Raw genomic sequence first — 21,042 nt, 5'->3', positions numbered from 1 at the left:
GCTCGATGCTGGTGTCGACCCATGACCTGGCCAGCATCGAGCGCTTCTGCGATCGCACCGTGCTGCTTGATCGCACCGTGCTGGCCCAGGGACCGACGGCCGAGGTCTTTACCCGGGAGAATCTGGAACGCACCTTTGGCGGCGCGCTGCGCCTGTTCGAGGCGGGCCAGGCGGCGCCGCGGCACCGGGAGCGTGCCTGATGGAAGGGCTGCTGGAACCCCTGGCCTACGGCTATATGAGAAACGCCCTGGGCGCGGCGGCGCTGGTGGGTGGGCTGTGCGCCTTCCTTTCCGCCTACCTGATGCTCAAGGGCTGGTCGCTGATCGGCGATGCCCTGTCCCATGCCGTGGTGCCCGGCGTGGCCGGCGCCTATCTGCTCGGCCTGCCGCTGGCCCTCGGCGCCTTTCTCGCCGGTGGCGCGGCGGCCGGGGCCATGCTCGGCCTGCGGCAATACACCCGGCTCAAGGAAGACGTCATCATCGGGCTGATCTTCAGCGCCTTCTTTGGTGGCGGGCTGTTCCTGGTCTCGCTGGCGCCGGTCGCGGTGGACATCCAGACCATCGTCTTCGGCAACATCCTGGCCATTACCCCCGAGGCCAGTCGCCAGTTGCTGATTATCGCCGCCGTCTCCCTGCTGGTGCTGCTGCTCAAGTGGCGCGATCTGCTGCTGGTGTTCTTCGACGAGGGCCAGGCGCGTGCCTGCGGCCTCAATCCCACGGCATACCGACTGCTGTTTTTCACCCTGCTGGCGCTGAGCACCGTGGCGGCGATGCAGACGGTGGGCGCCTTCCTGGTCATCGCCCTGGTGGTGACGCCGGGGGCGACAGCCTATCTGCTCAGCGACCGCTTCTCCCGGGTGGTGCTGATCAGCGTCGCCATCGGCGTCGGCAGCGGGCTGCTGGGCACCTATTTAAGCTACTTCCTCGACGGCGCCACCGGTGGCTGCGTGGTGGTCTTGCAGACCCTGATCTTCCTGCTGGCCTTCGTGCTGGCGCCGCGTCACGGCCTGCTGGCCAACCGCCGGCGGGCGCGGCAGACGGCGGAGGCGAGCTGATGGACTGGCTGTGGCTGACCCTGGAAGTCGACTTCATGCGCCAGGCACTGCTGATGGCCGTGCTGGTGGCGGTGCCCGCGGCGCTGCTGTCCTGCTTTCTGGTGCTCAAAGGCTGGGCGCTGCTGGGCGATGCCATCGCCCACGCGGTGTTTCCCGGCCTGGTGCTGGCGTCGGCGCTGGGCGCGCCGCTGGTGGCGGGCGCCTTTGTCGCGGGACTGGGCTGCGCCCTGGCCACCGGCTATCTCAAGCGCCACAGCCGGGTAAAGCAGGACAGCCTGATGGGCGTGGTCTTTTCCGGCATGTTCGGCCTGGGCCTGGTGCTGCACGCCAGGCTGCCCACCGAGCTGCACCTGGACCACATCCTGCTCGGCGACCTGCTGGGGGTGACCCCGGAGGCCTTCTGGCAGATGGCGGTGATCGCCGGCCTGGTGGTGCTGGCGCTGGCCTGTCGCTGGCGCGACCTGCTGGTACTGGCCTTCGATGTGGCCCAGGCACGGGCCCTGGGCCTGCGGGTAGGGCTGCTGCACTACGGCCTGCTCGGCCTGATCGCCCTGACCGTGGTCGGCGCCCTGCAGGCGGTGGGCATGGTGCCAATGGTGGCGCTGTTGATCGCCCCCGGCGCCACCGCCTTCCTGCTGACCCGCTCCTTTGGCTGGATGCTGCTGGTGGCCACGGCGCTGGCCGTGATGGCGGCCCTGGGCGGGGTACTGCTGAGCCTGGTCTGGGACAGCGCGCCGGCACCCACCCTGGTGGTGCTGCTGACGGCCGGTTTCCTGTTGGCCCTGGCATGGCGCCTGTGGCGGGATCGACGTCGTTCGGGCGACAAGGGCGTTCAGGTGGCCTGATGTAATCGGCTGACCGGCCCTGCCAGGCGTTTCCGGTCACGCTCGCCTCATCTCAGGAGAACCACAATGAAAACCGTCGCCCAGTTGCTCGCCCTGAAGACCCAGCAGGACGTCTACACCATCGCTCCCGACGCCTGGGTGCTCGACGCCCTGCGGCTGATGGCGGAAAAGAACGTCGGGGCGCTGCCGGTGATGCGCGACGGCGAGCTGGTGGGCATCGTCAGCGAGCGCGACTATGCGCGCAAGGTGGCCCTGCAGGGACGTTCCTCCTATGCGACCCCGGTCAGCGAGATCATGACCGAGGCGGTCATCATCGTGCTGCCGCAGCAGACCGTGGGCGACTGCATGCAGATGATGACCGACCACCACCTGCGCCACCTGCCGGTGATGGGCAACGGCAAGCTGATCGGATTGCTGTCGATCGGCGATCTGGTCAAGGCCACCACCGTCCAGCAGGCGGAGCTGATCCGCCATCTGGAGGGTTATATCCGCGGCGAGTGACGGGTCAGCCGGTGCGTCCGGCGGTCACGGCAAGGGCGCTGAGCTGGCGCCCTGCGGCATCGAAATTTTCCGCCGCCAGCCAGCGCCGGAAGCCGGCGTCCACCATGGGCCATTCGTGATCCAGCAGGCTGAACCAGGCGGTGTCGCGGTTGCGGCCCTTGACCACCCGGTGCTGACGAAAGAGGCCTTCAGCGCGCATCCCCAGCCGCTCGGCGGCGCGCTTCGAGCGGGCATTGGCGTCGTCGCACTTCCACTCCAGGCGCCGATAGCCGAGGGCGAAGGCTTCCTGCATCAGCAGATAGAAGGCTTCGGTGGCCAGGGGCGTGCGCTGCAGGCGCCCGCCAAAGGCGACATGGCCGATCTCGATGCTGCCGTGTTCGGGGACGATGCTCATCAGGCTGAGTTGCCCGAGGGCGCGGCCATGGCGGGGATCCACCACAACGTAGAACAAGGGATCGCGCCCCTGGGCCAGGCCCGCCAGCCAGCTGTCGAAGACCGCCCGCTCGGTGAAGGGGCCATAGGGCAGATAGTCCCACAGGGCCGGGTCCTGGTCGTGCAGGGCCTCCCAGAGATCGTCGCCGTGACGCTGGGGGGCCAGGGGTTCCAGGCGTACATGGCGACCCTGCAGCAAGCGGGGCTGGGGCAGCTGGGCCGGGGTCCAGTCGAGAGGGGTCATGGTCTGTCTCCCAGCAGGTGGCGGTACTGGATGAAACCGGAGCGGGTGGCGATGCGATCATAGAGCTGACGCCCCGGGTAGTTGGTCTCATGGGTCAGCCAGTGCACCCGGTCGCAGCCGTCCGCTGCGGCGCGGGCATAGACATGCTCGATCAGGGCGCGGCCCAGACCGCCGCCGCGGTGATCCTCGGCGACATAGAGATCCTGCAGGTAGCAGTAGTCGGTTTCGGTCCAGCAGGAGGGGTGATAGATGAAGTGCACCAGGCCCAGGGGGCGCTTGCCGTCCCAGGCCAGGGCGCCGTGCAGGGGCTGGGCGGGGTCAAGCAGCCGTTGCCAGGTGCGGGCGTAGGTGGTTTCCGGCAGCCGGGTCTCGTAGAAGGCCAGGTAGGCCTGCCAGAGGTCGTGCCAGACGGCGTGATCGGCTTCGCTCAGGGGGCGGATGGTCATGGGTGGCTCCAGGGTCAGGCGAGAGAGGGAATCAGGGCGGCCAGCGCCTGGTCGCCGGCTACCGGGCTGGCGGCCAGTCCCTGGCGGACGCCTTCGCGATCGGCGGCGTTGCGATTCTGGCTGAGCTTGGCGATGCCCTGGAGGCTGTCCAGCGGCAGGCGCAGGCCGCGGATGGCGCGCAGCATGCCCTGGACATAATCCGCGGGCGCATCCGCGACCTGCCAGGGGCGGGCACGCCCGGCTTCGTGCTGGTCGGTGAGGCGTTCCAGCAGCTGTAGCAGCCGCTCGGGGTCATCGAATACCTCGACGTTGCCGCGGGCGTGCACGGCCTGGTAGTTCCAGGTCGGCACCACCCGGCCATGTTCGGCCTTGCCGGGATAGAAGGCCGGGCTGACATAGGCCTGGGGACCCTGAAACACCGCCAATACCTGGCCTGCCTCGACCAGCGGCTGGGCCTGGGGATTGCTGCGTGCCAGATGGCCGTAGAGGGTGCCACAGGGACCCTCGTCGGGTGCCAGCCAGAGCGGCAGATGGCTGACCAGCGGACCGGCGTCGGTCTGGCTGATGAGCAGCGCCAGGGCATGATCGCGCAGATGCTGGTGCAGCCTGGGCAGGTCTTCGAGGCGAAAGGCAGGATTGGGATACATGGGCAGGAACTCCAGCGACGTCCAGCCATGCTAAGGTCGCCTTTGGCTCCCTGTAAGAGCCAATTTCCATGACTTTCAGGGTGCCAATCCATGCTGGGATTCGAGCCGTCGGGGCTGTTGCTGGAGCCGGGGCAGGGCCTGGCGCGCCAGCTCTACCAGGGCCTGCGCGAGCGCATCCTGGCCGGTGAGCTGGCCGCCGGGGTACGGCTGCCGGCCAGTCGTGAACTGGCGCGGTTGCTGGGGATCTCGCGCAATACCGTGACCGCCGCCTACGAGCAGCTCCTGGCCGAGGGTTTTCTCGACAGCCGCCTGGGTGACGGTACCTATGTCGCGCCCGTGACCCGGGCGCTGGCCGCTCCCGAAGCCACGGTCAGGACGACACCCGTGCCCCCGGCCAGCGTGCCGTCCGGCGCACCGTGCGCCTTTCGGGTCGGCCTGCCGGCGGTGGATCTGTTTCCCTTCGCCACCTGGGCGCGGCTGCAACAGCGTTTCTGGCGCCAGCCGGAGCCGGCGCTGCTGGGCTATCGCGAACCCGGCGGCGAACCGCGGCTGCGCCGCCTGCTCTGTGCCTACCTGCGCCAGGCGCGGGGCCTGGTCTGCGCACCCGAGCAGATCCTCATCACCAGCGGCGCCCAGCAGGCCATCGAACTCTGCGCCCGGTTGCTGCTGGCGCCCGGAGCCCGGGCGGCCATGGAGGATCCCGGCTATCGCGCCGCGGGCCTGGCCTTGCAGAGTGGCGGGGCGCGGTTGCAGGGCGTTGCGGTGGATGGGGCCGGGCTGATGGTGGAGCAGCTGGCAGGGCTGCCGGACTGCCGGCTGGTCTATGTCACCCCGTCGCACCAGTATCCCACCGGCGCGGTACTGTCCCTGCCGCGCCGCCTGGCGCTGCTGGACTGGGCGCGGCAGGCCGACGGCTGGATCGTCGAGGACGACTACGACGGCGAATACCGCTACCAGGGCGCGCCGCTGGCGCCCCTGGCCGCCTTGGATCGCCACGGTCGGGTGCTCTATGTCGGCACCTTTTCCAAGATCGCCTTTCCCGGCCTGCGCCTGGGCTATCTGGTGGCCCCGCCCGCGCTGCTGCCGGCGCTGCTGGAGCTGCAACGGGCCGGCGTCCGTCACCTCGACAGCGCCACCCAGACGGTCATGGCCGATTTCATCGAACAGGGCCACTTCCAGCGCCATATCCGCCGCATGCGACGGGCCGCGCGCAATCGCCGCGATGCCCTGCTGGCCGGCTGGCCAGAGGTTGCCGGCTGCGCCCCGCCGGGCGTCCCGGTGGCCGGCCTGCATCTGTGCCTGCCGGTCACCCACCTGGCCCGCGAAGCCGAGCTGGTGACCCGGGCAGCCGCGGTCGGGGTGGAACTCAATGCGCTGTCGCGCTACTGGCTGCCCGAGGGCCCGACCCCGCCCGACGCCCGCGCCGGACTGGTGCTGGGCTTCGCGGCGGTGCCGGAGACGCGGATCGTCGAGGCGCTGGCCAGGCTGCGGGAAGCCTGGGCCTGAGCGCTGCCGTCAGAGGCTTTTCGACTCCAGGTTGAGACGGTCCAGCAGACCGGCGGCGCCAGCGGGATCCAGGGCCGCGGTCAGCGCGACGGCCAGGGTATCGCCCAGACGCACGCGTTCCTTGGGCGCAAGACTCACCCGCAGACCGTCTTCCTCGCCGGAGGCCAGATCGACCAGGCTCTTGCAGAGGTCCTTGCCGCGCGCACCCAGGTTCTTGAAGTCCTGCAGGCAGTCAGTGCGCTGCTGCTGGTGCACCGCGGCCAGCGCCCGGTCGCGCTGCTTGTCGAAGTCGCCCGCGGTAGGGTCGAGCGGCAGATAGCGGCGGGTCAGGGCCAGACTGCGCTTGAAATAGCCCTTATCCCTGACGTCCACCTGCAAGCCCTTGAGCTCGGCACGTTGCGCGCCCTGCTGCAGCCCGCCCAGCAGGGCGAAGGGCGACAGCAGACCGCGTCGGTTCTCCTCCTGGCCACTGTCGGCGAGTTCGCTCAGGTCTTCGGCCAGGCGGCGGACCTGGCTCAGCGACAGGCTCGCGTCCACGTCCAGCAGCTCCGGCAGGTCCAGGGTCAGGCCGATGTCGGCCAGCTCATCCTCGACGTTCCATTTCAGCCGGCCGGAGAAGGGCGCCAGTTCGGCGCGCCCGCTGGCGAGCAACAGACTGCCCACCAAAGGCAGGTGCAGCGCCGTCGAGCGCCCCTTGGCGTCGGGCGGAAAGGCCACGCCTTCGAACTGGACATCGGCCCGGCGGTGGGCGGGTTCGTCCTTGAGGTCGGAGAGGGTCAGCTGGGCGATGCTCGGCCCATCGCTGATGCGCACCTCGTGCAGCTTGATCGTGCCACCCAGCGGTGAGGAGGACAGCGACTGCCAGCTGATCCGGTCCTGCAGGTGGTGTTCGAACAGCCAGTCGCGCAGACGTCCGTCGGCGACATGAGCGGCGTAGGCCTTGAGGCCGAAATAGCCACCGACCACCACGACCAGTGCCGCACCGGCCAGGAGTTTGACGTTGAGAGTCCGTTTCATCAGAAGCGCTCCTCGCCGAGACCGGCATCCTTGAGCTGTTGACGGGCCGCCTCGGGGGTCCAGGCGGGATCTTCGAATTGCACCCGTGCCAGCGCCAGGGGATCGCGCAGGTCGCTGCAGCCTTCGCTGGTGCAGGGCTGCACGACCTTGGCCGTCAGGTGCGTCAGGGGCAGGTCGTCGGTGTCACGCGCCTTCGGATCGAGCTGCAGGGTGCCGCTCAGGACATACCAGCCGGTCTTGGCCGGGATGCCGGCCGGTACCTGCGCCTGGAGCGGATAGGGATAGTCGAGGCTCCAGCCGTCGCTATTCGTCTTGGTGACCCTGGCGATCAGGCGTACCGGATGGGTAGCGCCACGCACCAAGTCGCCATAGTCGCCACCGCTGCCCGGCGTGTAGTCCACATCGTTGACCTGACTTGCCAACAGTCCCTGCGGATTGGACCGTGCCTGTTCAGCCAAGGATTTATAGAGGCCTAGTTGCTGGCGGGCTTTGAACGCAACCTGCAGTCGGGCCTGCTGGGCTTCACGCTCCCGCTCACGCTCGGCCTGCTCGCGCTGGCGCACCTGCTTCTCGTCCCAGCGGAAGAGGTAGTTGGTGGCCTGTTCGGGATTGAATTGCCATGCCTTGTTGCGCCAGTTCTGACCAATGGCAACCTCGTAGAGCCAGTAGTCCTGGCTGACCTCGCCGCTACTCCATGACTGTTGCGTAGAGCCTTTCTGGACATCCCGCATGGCAAGAACAGAGAATTGCTGGATGCCCGTCTTTAGTGCCGAGATCTGGCGCTGGGTCTGCTCGATGATGGGCTGAATCCGTGAGAGCTGGCGAAATTGCTCACTATCGGCTGTCACGAAGAGGACCGTCGGATAGTTCACGAGCCAACCCCTTTGATAGGAGTAGCGCAGCCGCAAGAGGCTGTAGCTGGCGGTGGCCGGGTCGCTAGCCAGCAGGAACAGAGCGCGCTTCTGATCATCGAAACCGACAAATCGCAGGGGCGGCAGATGGTCGTCCAGCGGCAGCCCATTGAGGAAGAAACCCTTCCAGCGCTGCAACTGCTTGCCGTCGCTCCGCTCCAGGGCGAGTTCACCCTCGCCCTGGGCCAGGCCGTTCTCACAATGGATACCACTGGAGCGAACCTGCAGGTAGCGGCTGTCTTCCTCGGCCTTGAAGGGAACGCGGAAGGCGCAACCCTGGCTGTCCTTGAGGGTGGTGATGAAGTCGCTCTTGGCGAGTTCGGCTTCGCCATCGCCCGGGCGCCAGCCGGCGACATCGAAATCGGTGGCGATCTGACCGACAGGCGCCTTGGCTGCCGCAGGTGCAGGCTCGACCTTGGCCGGCGCGGCAGGTGCCGACTCAGCAACCGGGGCCGGCGGAGCTGTGGGTGCCGGTGCCGGTGCCTCTGGGACTACCGGGGGAGTGGCGGGCCTGGCAGTCTCAGACGCCGCCGCAGCGGGCGCCTCGGCAGGCGGTGTCGCCTTGGGCGGCTCGACGGAGGCAGGAGCAGGGGCTGTCGTCAGCGCAGCCGGATTCTGTACCTGCGCGGTCCAGGCCGTGGCCCTGGTGGCCGTGCCGTTCAGCCGGGCGTCGGAGGTACCGGTCGCCGTCCAGGTCAGGCGTTCGGCCTGGTCGCACTGCTTGCCGAGCAATGCGCCGATCTTGGGCATCAGGCGTTCGACGGCCACGGCCTCGGCAGGCTTGCCATAGACGAAGCGCAGCGCCAGGTCGGGGGCGCACCAGGCGGCTGCAGGGTGATCGACGAAGACCTCGACGTCTTCGGCCTTGGAATAGGCGAGGCGGGTGCTTTCGGCCTGGGCAGCCGTGGCCGTGGCCAGCAGCGTCAGGGCCAGCAGGGTGGGTTTCATGGTCATCCTTCCTTAGATCAGTTCCCAGGCACCGTCAGCGGCCTGGCAGGCCTTGGTGGTCTGCTGATCCTGCTGACCGTCCTGGCTCAGGCTGTAGTTCAGGGTGCGGCAGGTGGTCTTGGCGGCGACCTTGTCCTGCACCGGCGCGGCATCGAGATCGGCGGCATCGAGGTCCACGCCCTGCTGCTTGGCGCTGGCCACGTCCAGGGTATCCAGATCCACCGCGGGTGCCGGTTGAGCCTTGGTCTTGCCAGAGGTCGCCAGCGTGGCAGTGGTCGCCGGAGTCACCAGGGGCGCGTAGACATAGCCGATGGTCACGCCCTTGCGGCCCACGGCGATCCAGTCGTTGCCGGTACGGCCCAGGGCGGTGAAGCGCGTACCTGTGGGCAGTCCGCCGACCTTGGCGGCATTGTCGTTGGGTGCGGCGCGCAGATTGGCCGACTTGATCGACTGATAGGGCTTGTTGAGCAGGGTCAACTGCTCGACCTTCTGCACCTTGGGCGTGCGCTTGACCGCTACCTGGCGGGCTTCGGTCTCGGTCGCCACCGGCACGATGCGGGCGGTGGCGCCGCTGTGGTCGGAGGTCCAGGTGGTCACCTGACCATCCTGGGCGTGCTCCAGCGCCTTTTGCGTCTGCACGGCCAGGGCCTCGCGATCACGCTGGTCGAGCTTGGCCCCAAGGGTCTTGCCCAGGGCGCCACCGGCGAGGGCGCCGGCCAGCATGGCGGCGGTACGGCCACTGCCACCACCGATCTGGCTGCCAACAAGGATGCCGGCCGCTGCCCCGACCACGGTGCCGACGTTTTCCTGATTGAGCCATTCGTTCTGCGACATGTTGGAGCAGCCCGTGACGGCGAGGCTGCCACCCAGGCAGAGAACGGCGAGGCGATGACGAGGCTTCATTACGAGTCCTTTCCGAAGCGAAAATTTAGGAGGAGGGAATGGTAGAGGCTTGCTCCAGAGACGTTGTGACCTGATTCACTGAAAGCGGGTTTGGCATCAAAGGGCTAGCATGGCCCGGAAGGCGTAGCTGGAGGCGCTAACGCCCCCGATACGCCTTCCCATAATGCCGCTCGAGGCGCGACTGCATGAATTCCATGGCCAGGGACATCAGCCAGTAGAGCACCGCCGCGGTGGTCAGCATTTCCAGGTAGCGGTAGCTGGAGCGGCCATAGGACTGGGCGAGGAACATCACCTCCCAGACACCCATCACCGAGACCAGGGAGGAGTCCTTGAGCATGGAGATGAACTGGCTGGTGGTGGGCGGGATGATGCTGCGCATGGCCTGGGGCAGGGTGACGCGCCAGAAGATCACCCGCGGCGGCAAACCCAGGGCCCGGGCCGCCTCGCGCTGACCGGCGGGGACGCCGAGCAGGCCGGCGCGGAAGATCTCGCTGAGGTAGGCGCCGTAGTTCAGCGACAGGGCGAGGATGCCGGCGCTGATGGCGCCGGGGACCACGCCGATCTGCGGCAGGCCCAGGTAGATCAGCAGGATCTGGATCAGCAGCGGGGTGCCGCGAAAGAAGGATGCGTAGAAGGTCGCCACGCCATAGGCCAGGGCACTGGACGACAGCCGCCCCAGGGCCGCGGCGAAGCCCAGCAGCACCGACACCAGGATGGAGCTGAGGCTGAGGAACAGTGTCAGGGCCGCGCCCTGCAGGAAGCCGTTGGGGCCCAGGCGCCAGCCCACCAGGTTGGGCAGGCGCGGCCAGACGCTGGCGAACTTGAGGTCGAAGCCGAGCACGAAGACCACGCCCCCGGCCAGCAGCGCCAGCCAGGTCAGCCAGACACGGGTACGAAAGCTCAGCAGCGGACGCGATTCGACCGGGGGCGGTAACTGACTCATTGGCTGATGTCGGCACCGATCCACTTGTCGGAGATCCGCTTCAGGGTGCCGTCCTGGCGCAGCCCCTCGATGATCTCGCGCAGCTTGGCGGCGAATTCCGCATCACCCTTCTCGATGGCCACGGCGTTGGGCTCGGCATAGAGCGGTGCGCCCGCGAGCTTGAACTTGCTGTCCTGGGCCAGGCGCGGCTGGGCGGTCACCAGGTTGGTCAGCACCGCGTCCAGGCGTTTGCCGGCGCCCAGGCCCAGGTCCTGGAAGGCGACGTTGTCGTCGGGGAAGGGCACCACCTGCACCTGGTCGAAGGGGTAGCTCAGCGGCTGGTCTTCCTGGCCTTCGATGGTCAGGTCCTTGTTCAGATAGCTTTCGTAGGAGGAGGCGCTGGTGACGCCGACCTTCTTGCCGGAGAGGTCCTTGGCACCGTGGATGCGGTCGTCACCGGCGTTGACCACGATCACCGCTGGCGAGGCGTAGTAGTTGACCGGGAAATCGAACACCTGGGCGCGCGCCTGGCTCGGCGTCATGGAGCAGATGCAGACGTCGTAGCGACCGCTCCAGCGACCGGCGGCGATCACGTCCCAGGAAGGGGTTTCCAGGCGCAGCTTGACACCGAGCTTGTCGGCCACGGCCTTGGCCACGTCCACGTCGAAGCCTTCCAGCTGGTTCTGGGCATTGAGCTGGGAGAAGGGCGGATAGCTCTCCATGAGGACATTGACCAGCTCGCCCTTGGCCTTGATGCGGTCCAGGGTGGTACCGGCCGAGGCCGAGGTGGCGACCAGCGCCAGGGTCAGGCCGAGGGCCGATAGCAGAGCGGTTCTCATGGGGGTGTCCTTTGCAAAGGGAAAGAGGGCCTGGTATTAGAGAGATATGAGAACCGATATTGAACTCTGTTTTGGTTATAAGGAAAAGTGAAATAGCTATATGGCCAACATGAATCTAGTTCTGCTCGACGGTGGCATGGGCCGTGAGCTGCAGCGCCGTGGCGCGCCCTTTCGCCAGCCGGAGTGGTCGGCCCTGGCCCTGAGCGAGGCGCCCGAGCAGGTGGAAGCTGTGCATCGTGCCTACATCGAGGCGGGTGCCCAGGTGATCACCAGCAACAGCTATGCGGTGGTGCCCTTCCATATCGGCGAAGAGCGCTTTGCGGCAGAAGGCGAAGCCCTGGCCGCGCGGGCCGGCCAGCTGGCACGGCAGGCGGTGGTGGCCAGTGGTCAGCCGGTGCGGGTGGCGGGTTCGCTGCCGCCGCTGTTTGGCTCCTATCGTCCCGATCTGTTCGAGCCGGCGCGGGTGGACGAGGTGCTGCAGCCGCTGATCCGCGGTCTGGCGCCCCATGTCGATCTCTGGCTGGCGGAGACCCAGAGCGCCCTGGCCGAGGTGCGCGCCATCGCCGCCGGGCTGCCCGGGGATGGCAAGCCGCTGTGGCTGTCCTTCACCCTGAAGGACGAAGACGTCGACGAGATCCCACGGCTGAGATCCGGCGAGCCGGTGGCCGCGGCCGCGCAGCTGGCGGTGGAACTGGGCGCCGGGGCGCTGCTGTTCAATTGCAGCCAGCCCGAGGTGATGGCCGCGGCGCTGGATACCGCGCGGGCGACCTTCGCCGCGGCGGGGATCGAGATTCCCTTTGGTGCCTATGCCAACGCCTTCCCGCCCCAGCCGGAAGAGGCCACCGCCAACGACGGCCTCGACCCCCTGCGTCCGGACCTGGATCCGCCCGGCTACCTGAGCTTCGCCCAAGACTGGCAGGCGCGTGGCGCGAGCCTGATCGGCGGCTGCTGCGGCATCGGCCCGGAGCACATCGCCGTGCTCAACACGCGACTGCGCGGCTGACGCCCGCATTCAGTCGGCAAAAAAAGCGGACAGCGCCCTGAGCGCTGTCCGCTTTTTTCTTGGCGCCAGACGCCGTTCAGACCTGCGCCTGGCCGCCATCGGCGAAGAGTTCGGCGCCGTTGACGAAGCTGGAATCGCTGGAGGCCAGGAACAGCGCAACCCTGGCGATTTCCTCCGGCTCGCCGACGCGACCCAGGGGGATCTGGCTGGCCAGGTGGTCCAGCAGACCCTGCTGCTGGGCGGCATCCGGACCGGCCAGTTCCACCAGCCCCGGGGTGCGGGTGGCACCCGGACTCAGGGTGTTGATGCGGATGCCGCGGCCCTGCAGCTCCAGGATCCAGTTGCGGGCGAAGGCGCGTACGGCGGCCTTGGATGCGCCGTAGACGCTGAAGGCCGGGGTGCCGGTACTGGCGGCTGTGGAGCCGGCCAGGATCACCGAGGCATGGTCCGCCAGCAGCGGCAGGGCCTTCTGCACGGTGAACAGCACCCCCTTCACGTTGCGATCGAAGGTGTCGTCGTAGTGAGCCTCGGTCACCTCGGCGAGGGGCAGCATGCTGCCACCTCCGGCGTTGACGTAGAGCACGTCGAGGCGTCCGTGCTCGCGGCGGATGCGCGCATAGAGGGCATCGAGCTGGTCCAGGCGCGAGGAGTCCACGGCGATGCCGGTGGCGTTGCCGTTGCCGACCTGGGCGACCGCGGCATCCAGTTCCGCCTGCCGTCGGCCGGTGAGGATGACGTGGGCGCCCTGCTGGGCAAAGAGTTTGGCGGCGGCCAGGCCGATGCCGCTGGTGGCGCCGGTGACGAGGGCGATCTTGTCGGCGAGCTTGAGGGTCATGGCTGAATCTCCACGCGGTTGTGATCAGGTGGAGTCAGCCTATCGACCCTGGCTTCTCTGCAAAATAGAATGATTGGAAAGTCATCGTTGCAGAAATGAAATGAGCAGATTGCCGGATTTCGAAGGCTTGGCGATGTTCGCCAAGGTCGCCGAAGAGGGCTCCTTCGCCGCCGCGGCGCGGGTGCTGGGCGTGTCGGTGGCCACCGTCTCGCGGGCGGTGACGCGCCTTGAGGAACGCCTCGGCGGGCGGCTGTTCAATCGCACCTCGCGGCAGCTGGCGCTGACCGAATTCGGCCGCGAGCTGGCCGCCCAGGCCAGCGATCTCTATCGCCAGGCGGAGGCGACCGAAAGCGCCGCCCAGGTGCGCGCCGTGCAGCCCCGCGGCCTGGTACGGCTGGCGGTGCCCATGGCCTTCGGCCTGCGCTGGGTGGCGCCGCTGCTGCCCGAACTGCTGCGCCGCTATCCCCAGCTGACGGTGGATCTGCACCTGTCCGATGCCACCGTGGATCTGGTGGCGGAGGGCTTCGACGCCGCCCTGCGCATCGCCGCCTTGCCCGACTCCTCGCTGGTCGCCCGGCGGCTCTGCGCGGTCAGCCAGCTGCTGGTGGCGGCGCCGGCCTATGTCGAGCGCCATGGCCATCCCCAACATCCGCAGGAACTGACCGAGCATGCCTGCCTGAGCTACGCCTACCGGGCGCGCAGCCAGGTGTGGCGCTTCAGCGGGGACGACGGTCGCGAGGAAGGCGTGCTGCCGCGTGGTCCCTTGCGCGTCACCAATTCCGAAGCCCTGCTGCCGGTGCTGCTGGAAGGCCTGGCCATCGCCGAGTTGCCGGACTTCATCGCCGCCGACTACCTGGCCGATGGCCGGCTGGTGCAGCTGCTGCCGGACTGGCAGCTGACCCGTGGCGGCCTCTATTTCGTGACCCCCTCGGCGCGCAGTCGCCCGACCAGGATCCAGGTGCTGTTCGATTTCTTCGTCGAGCACCTGAGCACCCCGGGCTGGCAGCGGGCCGAATAGCCGCCGTCCATGTCGGCTTCGTGACATCCCGCAACATCCACTCGCCACCACGCAAGGCTGGCGAAAGGTTGACCTCTTAGGATCCGCTCAAGACCCGCCCCCGTGAGCGGGCGACGTGCCTACAAAAATAACCAGGATTCTTGCCATGTCGTATCTGTCCTTCCAGGCGTCCCCGCGCGCCCGTCTCCCCTGGATTTTCGCCCTCTCCGCGCCGCTGCGCCGCGGCTGAACCCTCCTTCTCTTCGCGAAAATTCAGAGGTATTCCCATGCTGACTTTCCTCGGCTTCGCCATGGTCATGACCTTCATGTACCTGATCATGACCAAGCGCCTGTCTCCGCTGATCGCCCTGACCATGGTGCCGATCGCCTTCGCCGTGCTGGCCTGGGCGCTGTCCAGCGAATTCGCCAGCCTCGGCAGCATCAAGCTCGACGCCCTCGGCCCGATGATGCTCGACGGCATCCGCAAGCTGGCGCCCACCGGCGTGATGCTGCTGTTCGCGATCCTCTACTTCGCCGTGATGATCGATACCGGTCTGTTCGACCCGGCGGTGCGCTGGATCCTCAAGCTGGTCAAGGGCGATCCGCTCAAGGTGGCCATGGGCACCGTCTTCCTGACCCTGGTGGTCTCCCTGGACGGTGACGGCTCGACCACCTACATGATCTGCGTGGCGGCCATGTTCCCGCTGTACAAGCGCCTGGGCATGAATCCGCTGATCATGACCTGCCTGATGCTGCTCTCCAGTGGCGTGATGAACCTGACCCCCTGGGGCGGTCCGACCGCCCGCGCCGCCAGTGCCCTGCACGTGGATCCGGCCGACGTCTTCGTGCCCATGATCGGGCCCATGCTGCTGGCCATTGCCTGGCTGTTCTTCCTCGCCTACCTCTATGGCCGCAGCGAGCGCGCGCGCCTGGGCATCCTGCAGATCGGCGAGACCGAAGGCGCCGACGTCACCGTCTCCCAGTGCGCCGAGGCCCGCCGCCCGCACCTGCGCTGGTTCAACGGCCTGCTGACCCTGGCGCTGATGGCCGCGCTGATCGTTGGCGTGCTGCCGATGCCGGTGCTGTTCATGATCGCCTTCGGCATCGCCATGACCGTCAACTACCGCTGCCTGAACATGCAGAAGCAGCGCATCGCCGCCCATGCCGAAAACGTGCTGGCGGTGGTCTCGCTGATCTTCGCCGCGGGCATCTTCACCGGCATCCTCTCGGGTACCGGCATGGTCGACGCCATGTCCAAGGGCCTGCTGGCGGTGATCCCGGACGCCCTGGGTCCGTACATGGCGGTGATCACCGCCCTGGTCAGCCTGCCGTTCACCTTCTTCATCTCCAACGACGCCTTCTACTTCGGTGTGCTGCCGGTGCTGGCCGAGGCCGCCGCGGCCTATGGCATCAGTCCGGTGGAGATCGCCCGGGCCTCCATCGTCGGTCAGCCCGTGCACCTGCTCAGCCCCCTGGTGCCCTCGACCTACCTGCTGGTGGGCCTGGCCAAGGTGGAGTTCGGCGACCATCAGCGCTTCACCCTGAAATGGGCGACCGTGACCTGCATGTTCCTGCTGGGCGGTGCTTTGTTACTGGGTGTGTTTCCGCTGTACAGCCGCTAGAGTTTTACCATTTGTACGACTAGCCTTGCCGGCTGTTCGAAAACGGCGCGTCGCCTGACGCGCCTTTTCCATTGGAGCGCGCGCCCGAGCGCGTCTCAGCTATAAGAGGATTCGCAATGGACTGGCTGACCAACCCGGAAATCTGGGTCGCCTTCTTTACCCTGACGGCCCTGGAAATCGTTCTGGGCATCGACAACATCATCATGATCTCCATCCTGGTCAGCCGCATGCCCAAGCACATGCAGGCGCGGACCCGCTTCTTCGGTCTGGCCCTGGCCATGGTCACCCGCATCCTGCTGCTGCTGTCCATCACCTGGGTGATGCGCCTCACCGCCGACCTGTTCTTCGTCTTCGGCCAGGGCATCTCCGGGCGTGACCTCATCCTCTTCTTCGGCGGCCTGTTCCTGCTGTGGAAGAGCAGTGCCGAGATCTACGAAGGCCTGGAAGGCGAGGACGAGCACGACGAGGACGCGCCCCAGAAGAAGGGTGGCGGTTTCGTCGGCACCATCATCCAGATCGCCATCATCGACATCGTCTTCTCGCTGGACTCGGTGATCACCGCGGTGGGCATGGTCAGCCACGTGCCGGTGATGGTCGCGGCGATCATCGTCGCGGTGCTGGTGATGATGCTGGCGGCCGGTGCCATCAGCAATTTCATCGACAAGCACCCGAGCCTGAAGATGCTGGCGCTGTCGTTCCTGATCGTGGTCGGTACCGTGCTCATCGCCGAAGCCTTCGAAGTCCATGTGCCCAAGGGCTACGTCTACTTCGCCATGGCCTTCTCGCTGGCGGTGGAAGCCATCAACATCCGCCTGCGCGGCAAGGCCAAGGCGCGCGAGGCGGTCAAGCTGCGCAAGGAGCAGATCTGATCGCCGCGGCGGAACCGACCCGGCTCTCCGTCGCCTAAACCAGCAAGTCCCCACGAGCCCGAAGGTGCCCTGCCTTCGGGCTCGTGCGTCTGTGCAGAACGGTCATTACGATTTTGTGACAAGCTCGCCAGGAGCTCTTGGACACGCGCCGGGAGGGCGCCACGATGCTGACACTGCTCAATCTGCTATCCGCCGTTGCCCTGCTGGTGTGGGGCACCCATATCGTGCGCACCGGTATCCTGCGGGTATACGGCGCCAGCCTGCGCCGGGTGCTCAGCCGCAGCATGCAGCGCATGCCGCTGGCCTTTCTTTCCGGCATCGCCGTCACTGCCCTGGTGCAGAGCAGCAACGCCACCGCGCTGCTGGTGACCTCCTTTGTCGCCCAGGGCCTGGTGCCGCTGACCCCGGCGCTGGCCATCATGCTCGGCGCCGACGTGGGCACCGCGCTGATGGCGCGGGTGCTGACCTTCGACCTGTCCTGGCTGTCGCCGCTGCTGATCTTTCTCGGCGTGGTGTTCTTTCTCGGCCGCAAGCAGACCCGCGCCGGCCAGCTCGGCCGGGTCGCCATCGGCCTGGGGCTGATCATCCTGGCGCTGCAGCTGATCGTCGAGGCGGCCTCGCCCATGACCCATGCGGCCGGGGTCAAGGTGCTGTTCTCTTCACTGACCGGTGACCAGCTGCTCGACGCCCTGACCGGCGCGGTGTTCGCCATGGTCTCCTATTCCAGCCTGGCGGCGGTGCTGCTGACCGCCACCCTGGCCGGCTCCGGGGTCATCTCGCTCAAGGTGGCGCTGTGCCTGGTGGTGGGTGCCAACCTGGGCAGCGGCGTGCTGGCGCTGATGGGCGCGGCCAAGCAGGGCGTGGAGGCGCGGCGGGTGGCGGTGGGCAGCCTGCTGTTCAAGCTCGCCGGCTGCATCCTGGTGCTGCCCTGGATCGGCCTGCTGGCCGACTGGCTGCAGGGCTACGACTTCAACGACGCCGAGGTGGTGATCGGTTTCCACGTCGCCTACAACCTGGTGCGCTGCCTGCTGTTCCTGCCGCTGACCGGACCCCTGGCGCGCTTCTGCACCGCCATGCTGCCGGCCAAGGACAGTGCCGAGACCATCCTGCGGCCGCGCCATCTGGATACCGCCGCCCTGGACACCCCGGCCCTGGCGCTGACCAACGCCTCGCGCGAGCTCCTGCGCATGGGCGATGTCGTCGAGCAGATGCTGCAGCACCTGCTGGTGTTGATCAACGCCGGCGACAAGCAGCTGGCCCGCGAGGTGCGTCGTCTCGACGACGACGTCGACGCCCTCTACACGGCGATCAAGCTGTACCTGGCGCGCATGCCGCGCGACGACCTGGACGAGCGCGACAGCCGGCGCTGGGCCGAGACCATCGAACTGGCGATCAACCTGGAGCAGGCCGGCGATCTGATCGAGCGCATGGCCAGCGACGTCGACAGCAAGAAGATCGCCGCCCGGCGTTCCTTCTCGGCTTCCGGGGTGGACGAACTCTCCGCGCTGCACCGGCTGCTGGTCGACAGCCTCAAGCTGTGCCTGTCGGTCTATCTCTCCGGCGACCTGGACGCGGCGCGCCGCCTGCGTCGGCTCAAGCAGCGCTTCCGCCTGCTGGAACGGCGCTATGCCCATGCCCACGTCGAGCGGCTGCATCAGCAGGTGGTGGAGAGCTTCGAGACCAGCTCCCTGCACCTGGGTCTGCTCAGCGACATGCGCCGGGTCAATTCGCTGTTCTGCAGCATCGCCCACGGCGTGCTGGAGGCGGCTGATGCCGGCTATGCCACCGAGCACGAGCTGCCGGTGGAGGGGCGCGAGGAGTCGGGTGGGGTTTGAGGTCGCGGTTTGACGCGGGGGTTCGTGGATGAGGCTGCGCCGTCATCCACGCTACTGATCTGATCTTGTCAGCGCTAATGAAGTTGAGCGCCACTTCGGATGGCCCCCTGCTGCGAACTCCCAGTGGAAAAGGCTGCGCCGTCATCCACGCTACGGGGTTCGAGTTGATCGCGGCCATGGCGGTCCGCCGATGCGGCCGCTCCTACAGGGTGTGATGCTTCTGTAGGAGCGGCCCATGGCCGCGATTGGGGTACCTCACTGCACCCCGCTATCGAGCTGCTGCAGGATCCGCCAAGCCGTCTCGATCCGCGCGGCATTCGGGTAGTTGCGGTTGGCCAGGATCACCAGGCCGAGTTGGCGCTCGGGGATGAACAGCGCATAGGCGCCAAAGCCGTTGGTGGAGCCGGTCTTGTTCAACAACCGGGCGCCGCTCGCCGGCAGTGGCGGGTGCTGCCAGTCCAGCGGTTGCGGCTGCAGGGCCATCGCCGGGGTGTTGCCGGCCAACAGCTGAGCCTTGGGCAGCGGATAGGCGTAGGCCTCCCACGCCAAACCCTGGGTCATGGGGCCGCTGCGATAGTAGCCCTGCTGGGTGGCGTCGAGCGCCTTGGTCAGGGGCGCCGGCAACCGGCCGGGATGCAGATTCGCCTCGACGAAGGCGAGCAGATCGCCCGCGGTGGTCTTGATGCCATAGGCCTCTTCGGCATAGGCGCCCGGATTGACCCGCAGCGGCTGGTCGTTCTTGCCATGGCCCCAGGCGTAGTGGGCCTGCTCGGCCGCCGGCACCTGCAGATAGGTATGGCCGAGGCCGAGGGGCTTGAGCACGTGGCGCTGCAAGGCCGTGGCGAAGGGCTCGTCGAGCCGCTGGGCCGCCAGGGCGCCGAACAGGCCGATGCTGGGATTGGAGTAGAGGCGGCGGCTGCCGGCGGGGAAGGGCGGCTGGAAGGCGCGGTAGAAGGCCGTCGTCTGATCGTCGCGGGTGATGCTGTCGGGAAATTGCAGCGGCAGGCCGCCGGCGCTGTAGGTGGCCAGCTGCAGCAGGCTGGCCTGGCCGATGGCGCTGCCGGCCAGAGCCGGGCGGACCTGAGCGGCGGACTCGTCCAGCCGCAGGCGACCGGTCGCCGCCGCGTAGCCACCCAGGGCGGCGGTGTAGGTCTTGCTCAGGGAGCCGATCTCGAACAGGGTGGCCGCGTCCACCGCCTGGCCGCTGCGGCGATCGGCGGTGCCGAAGTAGTAGAGCCGGCGCAGGCCCGGGGCCGTGACACCCACGGCCAGGCCCGGAATGTCCTGCTCGGCCATCACCGCGCGGGCGGCGGCGCGGATCTCGTCGTCGAGGGGATTGGCGGCGTTGGCCAGGAGCGGCAGGGTCAGGCCCAGGCCGAGCAGCAGGGAAAGACGCGGGAAAGCCGACATGCGGGAGCTATTCCTGAGGAAGGGAGGCCAGGAGTCTAGCCGAGCGTTGCCACAGCGGTATGAGACGCGGCCAGCGTTGGAAGATTTTGCCGCCGGCGCTGTCCATGGCTGGCTGGAGCCCGGTCCTCGACTGGACTACAGTCGCCTCTCACCTTTTCCAGGAGTCATCCCATGTCCGCTGCCCCCCTCGTCGAACAGATCCAACTGGGCCAATTGCCCGTCTGGCGCATCCGCGTCGGCCAGGCCGAAGGCCTGGTGGCCTGCCAGGGCGCCCATGTGCTGCGCTACGGCTTCGACGGCGAGCCGGACATCGTCTGGGGCAATCCGGAAGCCGTGTTCGAGCCCGGTACCCCGATCCGTGGCGGCATCCCGGTCTGCTGGCCCTGGTTCGGCGACCTGCTGAAGAATCCGGCCGCGGTCCAGGCCATGTGCACCACCACCGCGGACGCCCCGGCCCACGGCCTGGCGCGCCAGGTCGCCTGGCAGGCCGGCGGCGTCGAGGTGGACACCGACCGGGTGCGCCTGGACTTCCACCACCGCACCTCCGCCGAGACCACCCCGGGCTGGCCCCATGCCACCGAGCTGACCCTCAGCCTAAGTGTGGGCGAACGCCTGGAGCTGACCCTGAGCGTGCGCAATCTGGAAGATCACCCGCTGGTGCTGAGCCAGGCGCTGCACACCTATTTCGCCGTGAGCGACGTCCGTGAGGTGGGCATCGAAGGCCTGGCCAACGCCGACTACTACAACTGCCTGGACGGCTGGACCCGCAAGCGGCAGAACGGCGAGCCGACCATCACCGCCGAGACCGACCGGGTCTATGTCGGCCTGCCGGCACGCCTGGCGATCCGCGATCCCCAGTGGCAGCGCCGGCTGTTCGTGGAGACCCGCAACAGCCACTCGGCGGTGCTGTGGAATCCCTGGATCGACAAGGCCGCGCGCCTGAGCCAGTTCGCCGACGACGCCTGGACCGGCATGCTCTGCATCGAGACCGCCCGGGTGATGGACGACGTCCTCAGCGTGGCGCCGGGCGCCTCGGCCGAGATGGCGGTGAGCCTGTGGCGCGAGGCGCTGTAGGGTCTGCCCAGGCGTCCGGGCTGGCCCTCACCCCGGCCCTCTCCCGGAGGGAGAGGGGGCGCGCAGGGGGAGTTTGATGCGCAGGACTTGGGGCTGCCAGGCTTCAAGCGCACCCTCACCCCGGCCCTCTCCCGGAGGGAGAGGGGGCGCGCAGGGGAAGTTTGATGCGCAGGACTTGGGGC

Annotated in this window: 20 protein-coding genes and 1 pseudogene; 11 read left to right on the top strand and 10 right to left on the bottom strand. The window is 67.8% G+C overall.

Going from position 1 to position 21,042, the window contains the following annotated elements; all coding sequences use genetic code 11:
- The 4 genes and pseudogenes from QMX82_RS22325 to QMX82_RS22310 all read left to right on the top strand — a co-directional run.
- Positions 1 to 200 (top strand): annotated as a pseudogene (locus QMX82_RS22325) (manganese/iron ABC transporter ATP-binding protein); the annotation flags it as partial.
- The gene (locus QMX82_RS22320) at positions 200 to 1,054 is read left to right on the top strand and encodes a metal ABC transporter permease (RefSeq protein ID WP_282287665.1); all 855 of its coding nucleotides are present in this window, start codon (positions 200 to 202) and stop codon (positions 1,052 to 1,054) included. The pseudogene QMX82_RS22325 and the gene QMX82_RS22320, both read left to right, overlap by 1 nt.
- Positions 1,054 to 1,899 (top strand): metal ABC transporter permease, encoded by an 846-nt coding sequence (locus QMX82_RS22315; RefSeq protein ID WP_282287664.1) that lies wholly within the window; start codon positions 1,054 to 1,056, stop codon positions 1,897 to 1,899. Before QMX82_RS22320 ends, QMX82_RS22315 begins: the two co-directional genes overlap by 1 nt.
- Before the next feature lie 66 nt (positions 1,900 to 1,965).
- Positions 1,966 to 2,400: a CBS domain-containing protein gene (locus QMX82_RS22310; protein ID WP_007160094.1), complete on the top strand. Its 435-nt coding sequence runs from the start codon at positions 1,966 to 1,968 to the stop codon at positions 2,398 to 2,400.
- A 4-nt stretch (positions 2,401 to 2,404) separates the two neighbouring features.
- Here the strand turns inward: QMX82_RS22310 and QMX82_RS22305 are convergent, their stop codons facing one another.
- The 3 genes from QMX82_RS22305 to QMX82_RS22295 are packed head-to-tail and all read right to left on the bottom strand — an operon-like array spanning position 2,405 to position 4,169.
- Entirely contained in the window at positions 2,405 to 3,076 is a 672-nt protein-coding gene (locus QMX82_RS22305; RefSeq protein WP_282287663.1) for a GNAT family N-acetyltransferase, read from the bottom strand.
- On the bottom strand, positions 3,073 to 3,522 hold the full coding sequence (locus QMX82_RS22300) for a GNAT family N-acetyltransferase (RefSeq protein WP_282287662.1): 450 nt from the start codon (positions 3,520 to 3,522) through the stop codon (positions 3,073 to 3,075). Before QMX82_RS22300 ends, QMX82_RS22305 begins: the two co-directional genes overlap by 4 nt.
- Before the next feature lie 14 nt (positions 3,523 to 3,536).
- Positions 3,537 to 4,169, bottom strand: a complete 633-nt coding sequence (locus tag QMX82_RS22295) for an FMN-binding negative transcriptional regulator (protein ID WP_282287661.1) — start codon at positions 4,167 to 4,169, stop codon at positions 3,537 to 3,539.
- Between the two features lie 90 nt (positions 4,170 to 4,259).
- On the opposite strand from QMX82_RS22295, the gene pdxR reads away from it, so the two are divergent.
- Positions 4,260 to 5,675, top strand: a complete 1,416-nt coding sequence (gene pdxR / locus QMX82_RS22290) for a MocR-like pyridoxine biosynthesis transcription factor PdxR (RefSeq protein ID WP_282287660.1) — start codon at positions 4,260 to 4,262, stop codon at positions 5,673 to 5,675.
- Between the two features lie 9 nt (positions 5,676 to 5,684).
- On the opposite strand, the gene QMX82_RS22285 is transcribed toward pdxR, so the two are convergent.
- The 5 genes from QMX82_RS22285 to QMX82_RS22265 all read right to left on the bottom strand — a co-directional run bounded on the left by QMX82_RS22285 (position 5,685) and on the right by QMX82_RS22265 (position 11,215).
- Positions 5,685 to 6,692 carry a hypothetical protein gene (locus tag QMX82_RS22285; protein WP_282287659.1) on the bottom strand — a complete coding sequence of 336 codons (1,008 nt, stop codon included), beginning with the start codon at positions 6,690 to 6,692 and terminating at the stop codon, positions 5,685 to 5,687.
- A complete protein-coding gene (locus tag QMX82_RS22280; protein WP_282287658.1) occupies positions 6,692 to 8,551 on the bottom strand; it encodes a hypothetical protein in 1,860 nt (619 codons plus the stop codon). The genes QMX82_RS22285 and QMX82_RS22280 overlap by 1 nt, the downstream gene beginning before the upstream one ends.
- Before the next feature lie 12 nt (positions 8,552 to 8,563).
- On the bottom strand, positions 8,564 to 9,454 hold the full coding sequence (locus QMX82_RS22275; RefSeq protein WP_208693362.1) for an SH3 domain-containing protein: 891 nt from the start codon (positions 9,452 to 9,454) through the stop codon (positions 8,564 to 8,566).
- Between the two features lie 136 nt (positions 9,455 to 9,590).
- Complete coding sequence (locus QMX82_RS22270) at positions 9,591 to 10,397, bottom strand: amino acid ABC transporter permease (RefSeq protein WP_282287656.1); 807 nt, start codon at positions 10,395 to 10,397, stop codon at positions 9,591 to 9,593.
- On the bottom strand, positions 10,394 to 11,215 hold the full coding sequence (locus QMX82_RS22265; protein WP_133860181.1) for a transporter substrate-binding domain-containing protein: 822 nt from the start codon (positions 11,213 to 11,215) through the stop codon (positions 10,394 to 10,396). The genes QMX82_RS22270 and QMX82_RS22265 overlap by 4 nt, the downstream gene beginning before the upstream one ends.
- A 100-nt stretch (positions 11,216 to 11,315) precedes the next feature.
- Here QMX82_RS22265 and QMX82_RS22260 point away from each other — a divergent pair, with 100 nt between their 5' ends.
- Complete coding sequence (locus tag QMX82_RS22260) at positions 11,316 to 12,218, top strand: homocysteine S-methyltransferase family protein (RefSeq protein ID WP_282287653.1); 903 nt, start codon at positions 11,316 to 11,318, stop codon at positions 12,216 to 12,218.
- A 76-nt stretch (positions 12,219 to 12,294) separates the two neighbouring features.
- Here QMX82_RS22260 and QMX82_RS22255 read toward each other — a convergent pair whose 3' ends face one another.
- Positions 12,295 to 13,053 (bottom strand): SDR family oxidoreductase, encoded by a 759-nt coding sequence (locus QMX82_RS22255; RefSeq protein ID WP_282287651.1) that lies wholly within the window; start codon positions 13,051 to 13,053, stop codon positions 12,295 to 12,297.
- Between the two features lie 100 nt (positions 13,054 to 13,153).
- On the opposite strand from QMX82_RS22255, the gene QMX82_RS22250 reads away from it, so the two are divergent.
- The 4 genes from QMX82_RS22250 (at position 13,154) to QMX82_RS22235 (ending at position 18,376) form a co-directional block, all read left to right on the top strand.
- Positions 13,154 to 14,071 (top strand): LysR family transcriptional regulator, encoded by a 918-nt coding sequence (locus QMX82_RS22250; RefSeq protein WP_282287650.1) that lies wholly within the window; start codon positions 13,154 to 13,156, stop codon positions 14,069 to 14,071.
- 266 nt (positions 14,072 to 14,337) lie between these two features.
- The gene (locus QMX82_RS22245; RefSeq protein ID WP_282287648.1) at positions 14,338 to 15,672 is read left to right on the top strand and encodes a CitMHS family transporter; all 1,335 of its coding nucleotides are present in this window, start codon (positions 14,338 to 14,340) and stop codon (positions 15,670 to 15,672) included.
- Positions 15,673 to 15,788: 116 nt separating this feature from the next.
- Positions 15,789 to 16,541 (top strand): TerC family protein, encoded by a 753-nt coding sequence (locus QMX82_RS22240; RefSeq protein WP_187980726.1) that lies wholly within the window; start codon positions 15,789 to 15,791, stop codon positions 16,539 to 16,541.
- A gap of 164 nt (positions 16,542 to 16,705) precedes the next feature.
- A complete protein-coding gene (locus QMX82_RS22235) occupies positions 16,706 to 18,376 on the top strand; it encodes a Na/Pi cotransporter family protein (RefSeq protein ID WP_208693367.1) in 1,671 nt (556 codons plus the stop codon).
- Positions 18,377 to 18,631: 255 nt separating this feature from the next.
- On the opposite strand, the gene ampC is transcribed toward QMX82_RS22235, so the two are convergent.
- Positions 18,632 to 19,786 carry a class C beta-lactamase gene (gene ampC / locus QMX82_RS22230; RefSeq protein WP_208693368.1) on the bottom strand — a complete coding sequence of 385 codons (1,155 nt, stop codon included), beginning with the start codon at positions 19,784 to 19,786 and terminating at the stop codon, positions 18,632 to 18,634.
- Positions 19,787 to 19,957: 171 nt separating this feature from the next.
- Between ampC and QMX82_RS22225 the strand changes: the two genes are divergently transcribed.
- Positions 19,958 to 20,860, top strand: coding sequence for a D-hexose-6-phosphate mutarotase (locus QMX82_RS22225; RefSeq protein ID WP_282287643.1), 903 nt, complete (start codon positions 19,958 to 19,960; stop codon positions 20,858 to 20,860).
- Positions 20,861 to 21,042 lie beyond the last annotated feature (182 nt).

The sequence above is a fragment of the Pseudomonas sp. PS02302 genome (assembly GCF_029959585.1).
Taxonomy (GTDB): Bacteria; Pseudomonadota; Gammaproteobacteria; order Pseudomonadales; family Pseudomonadaceae; genus Chryseomonas; species Chryseomonas aestiva.
The sequence above is the reverse complement of the archived record's forward strand: the minus strand, read 5'-3'. Positions and strand labels throughout refer to the sequence as shown.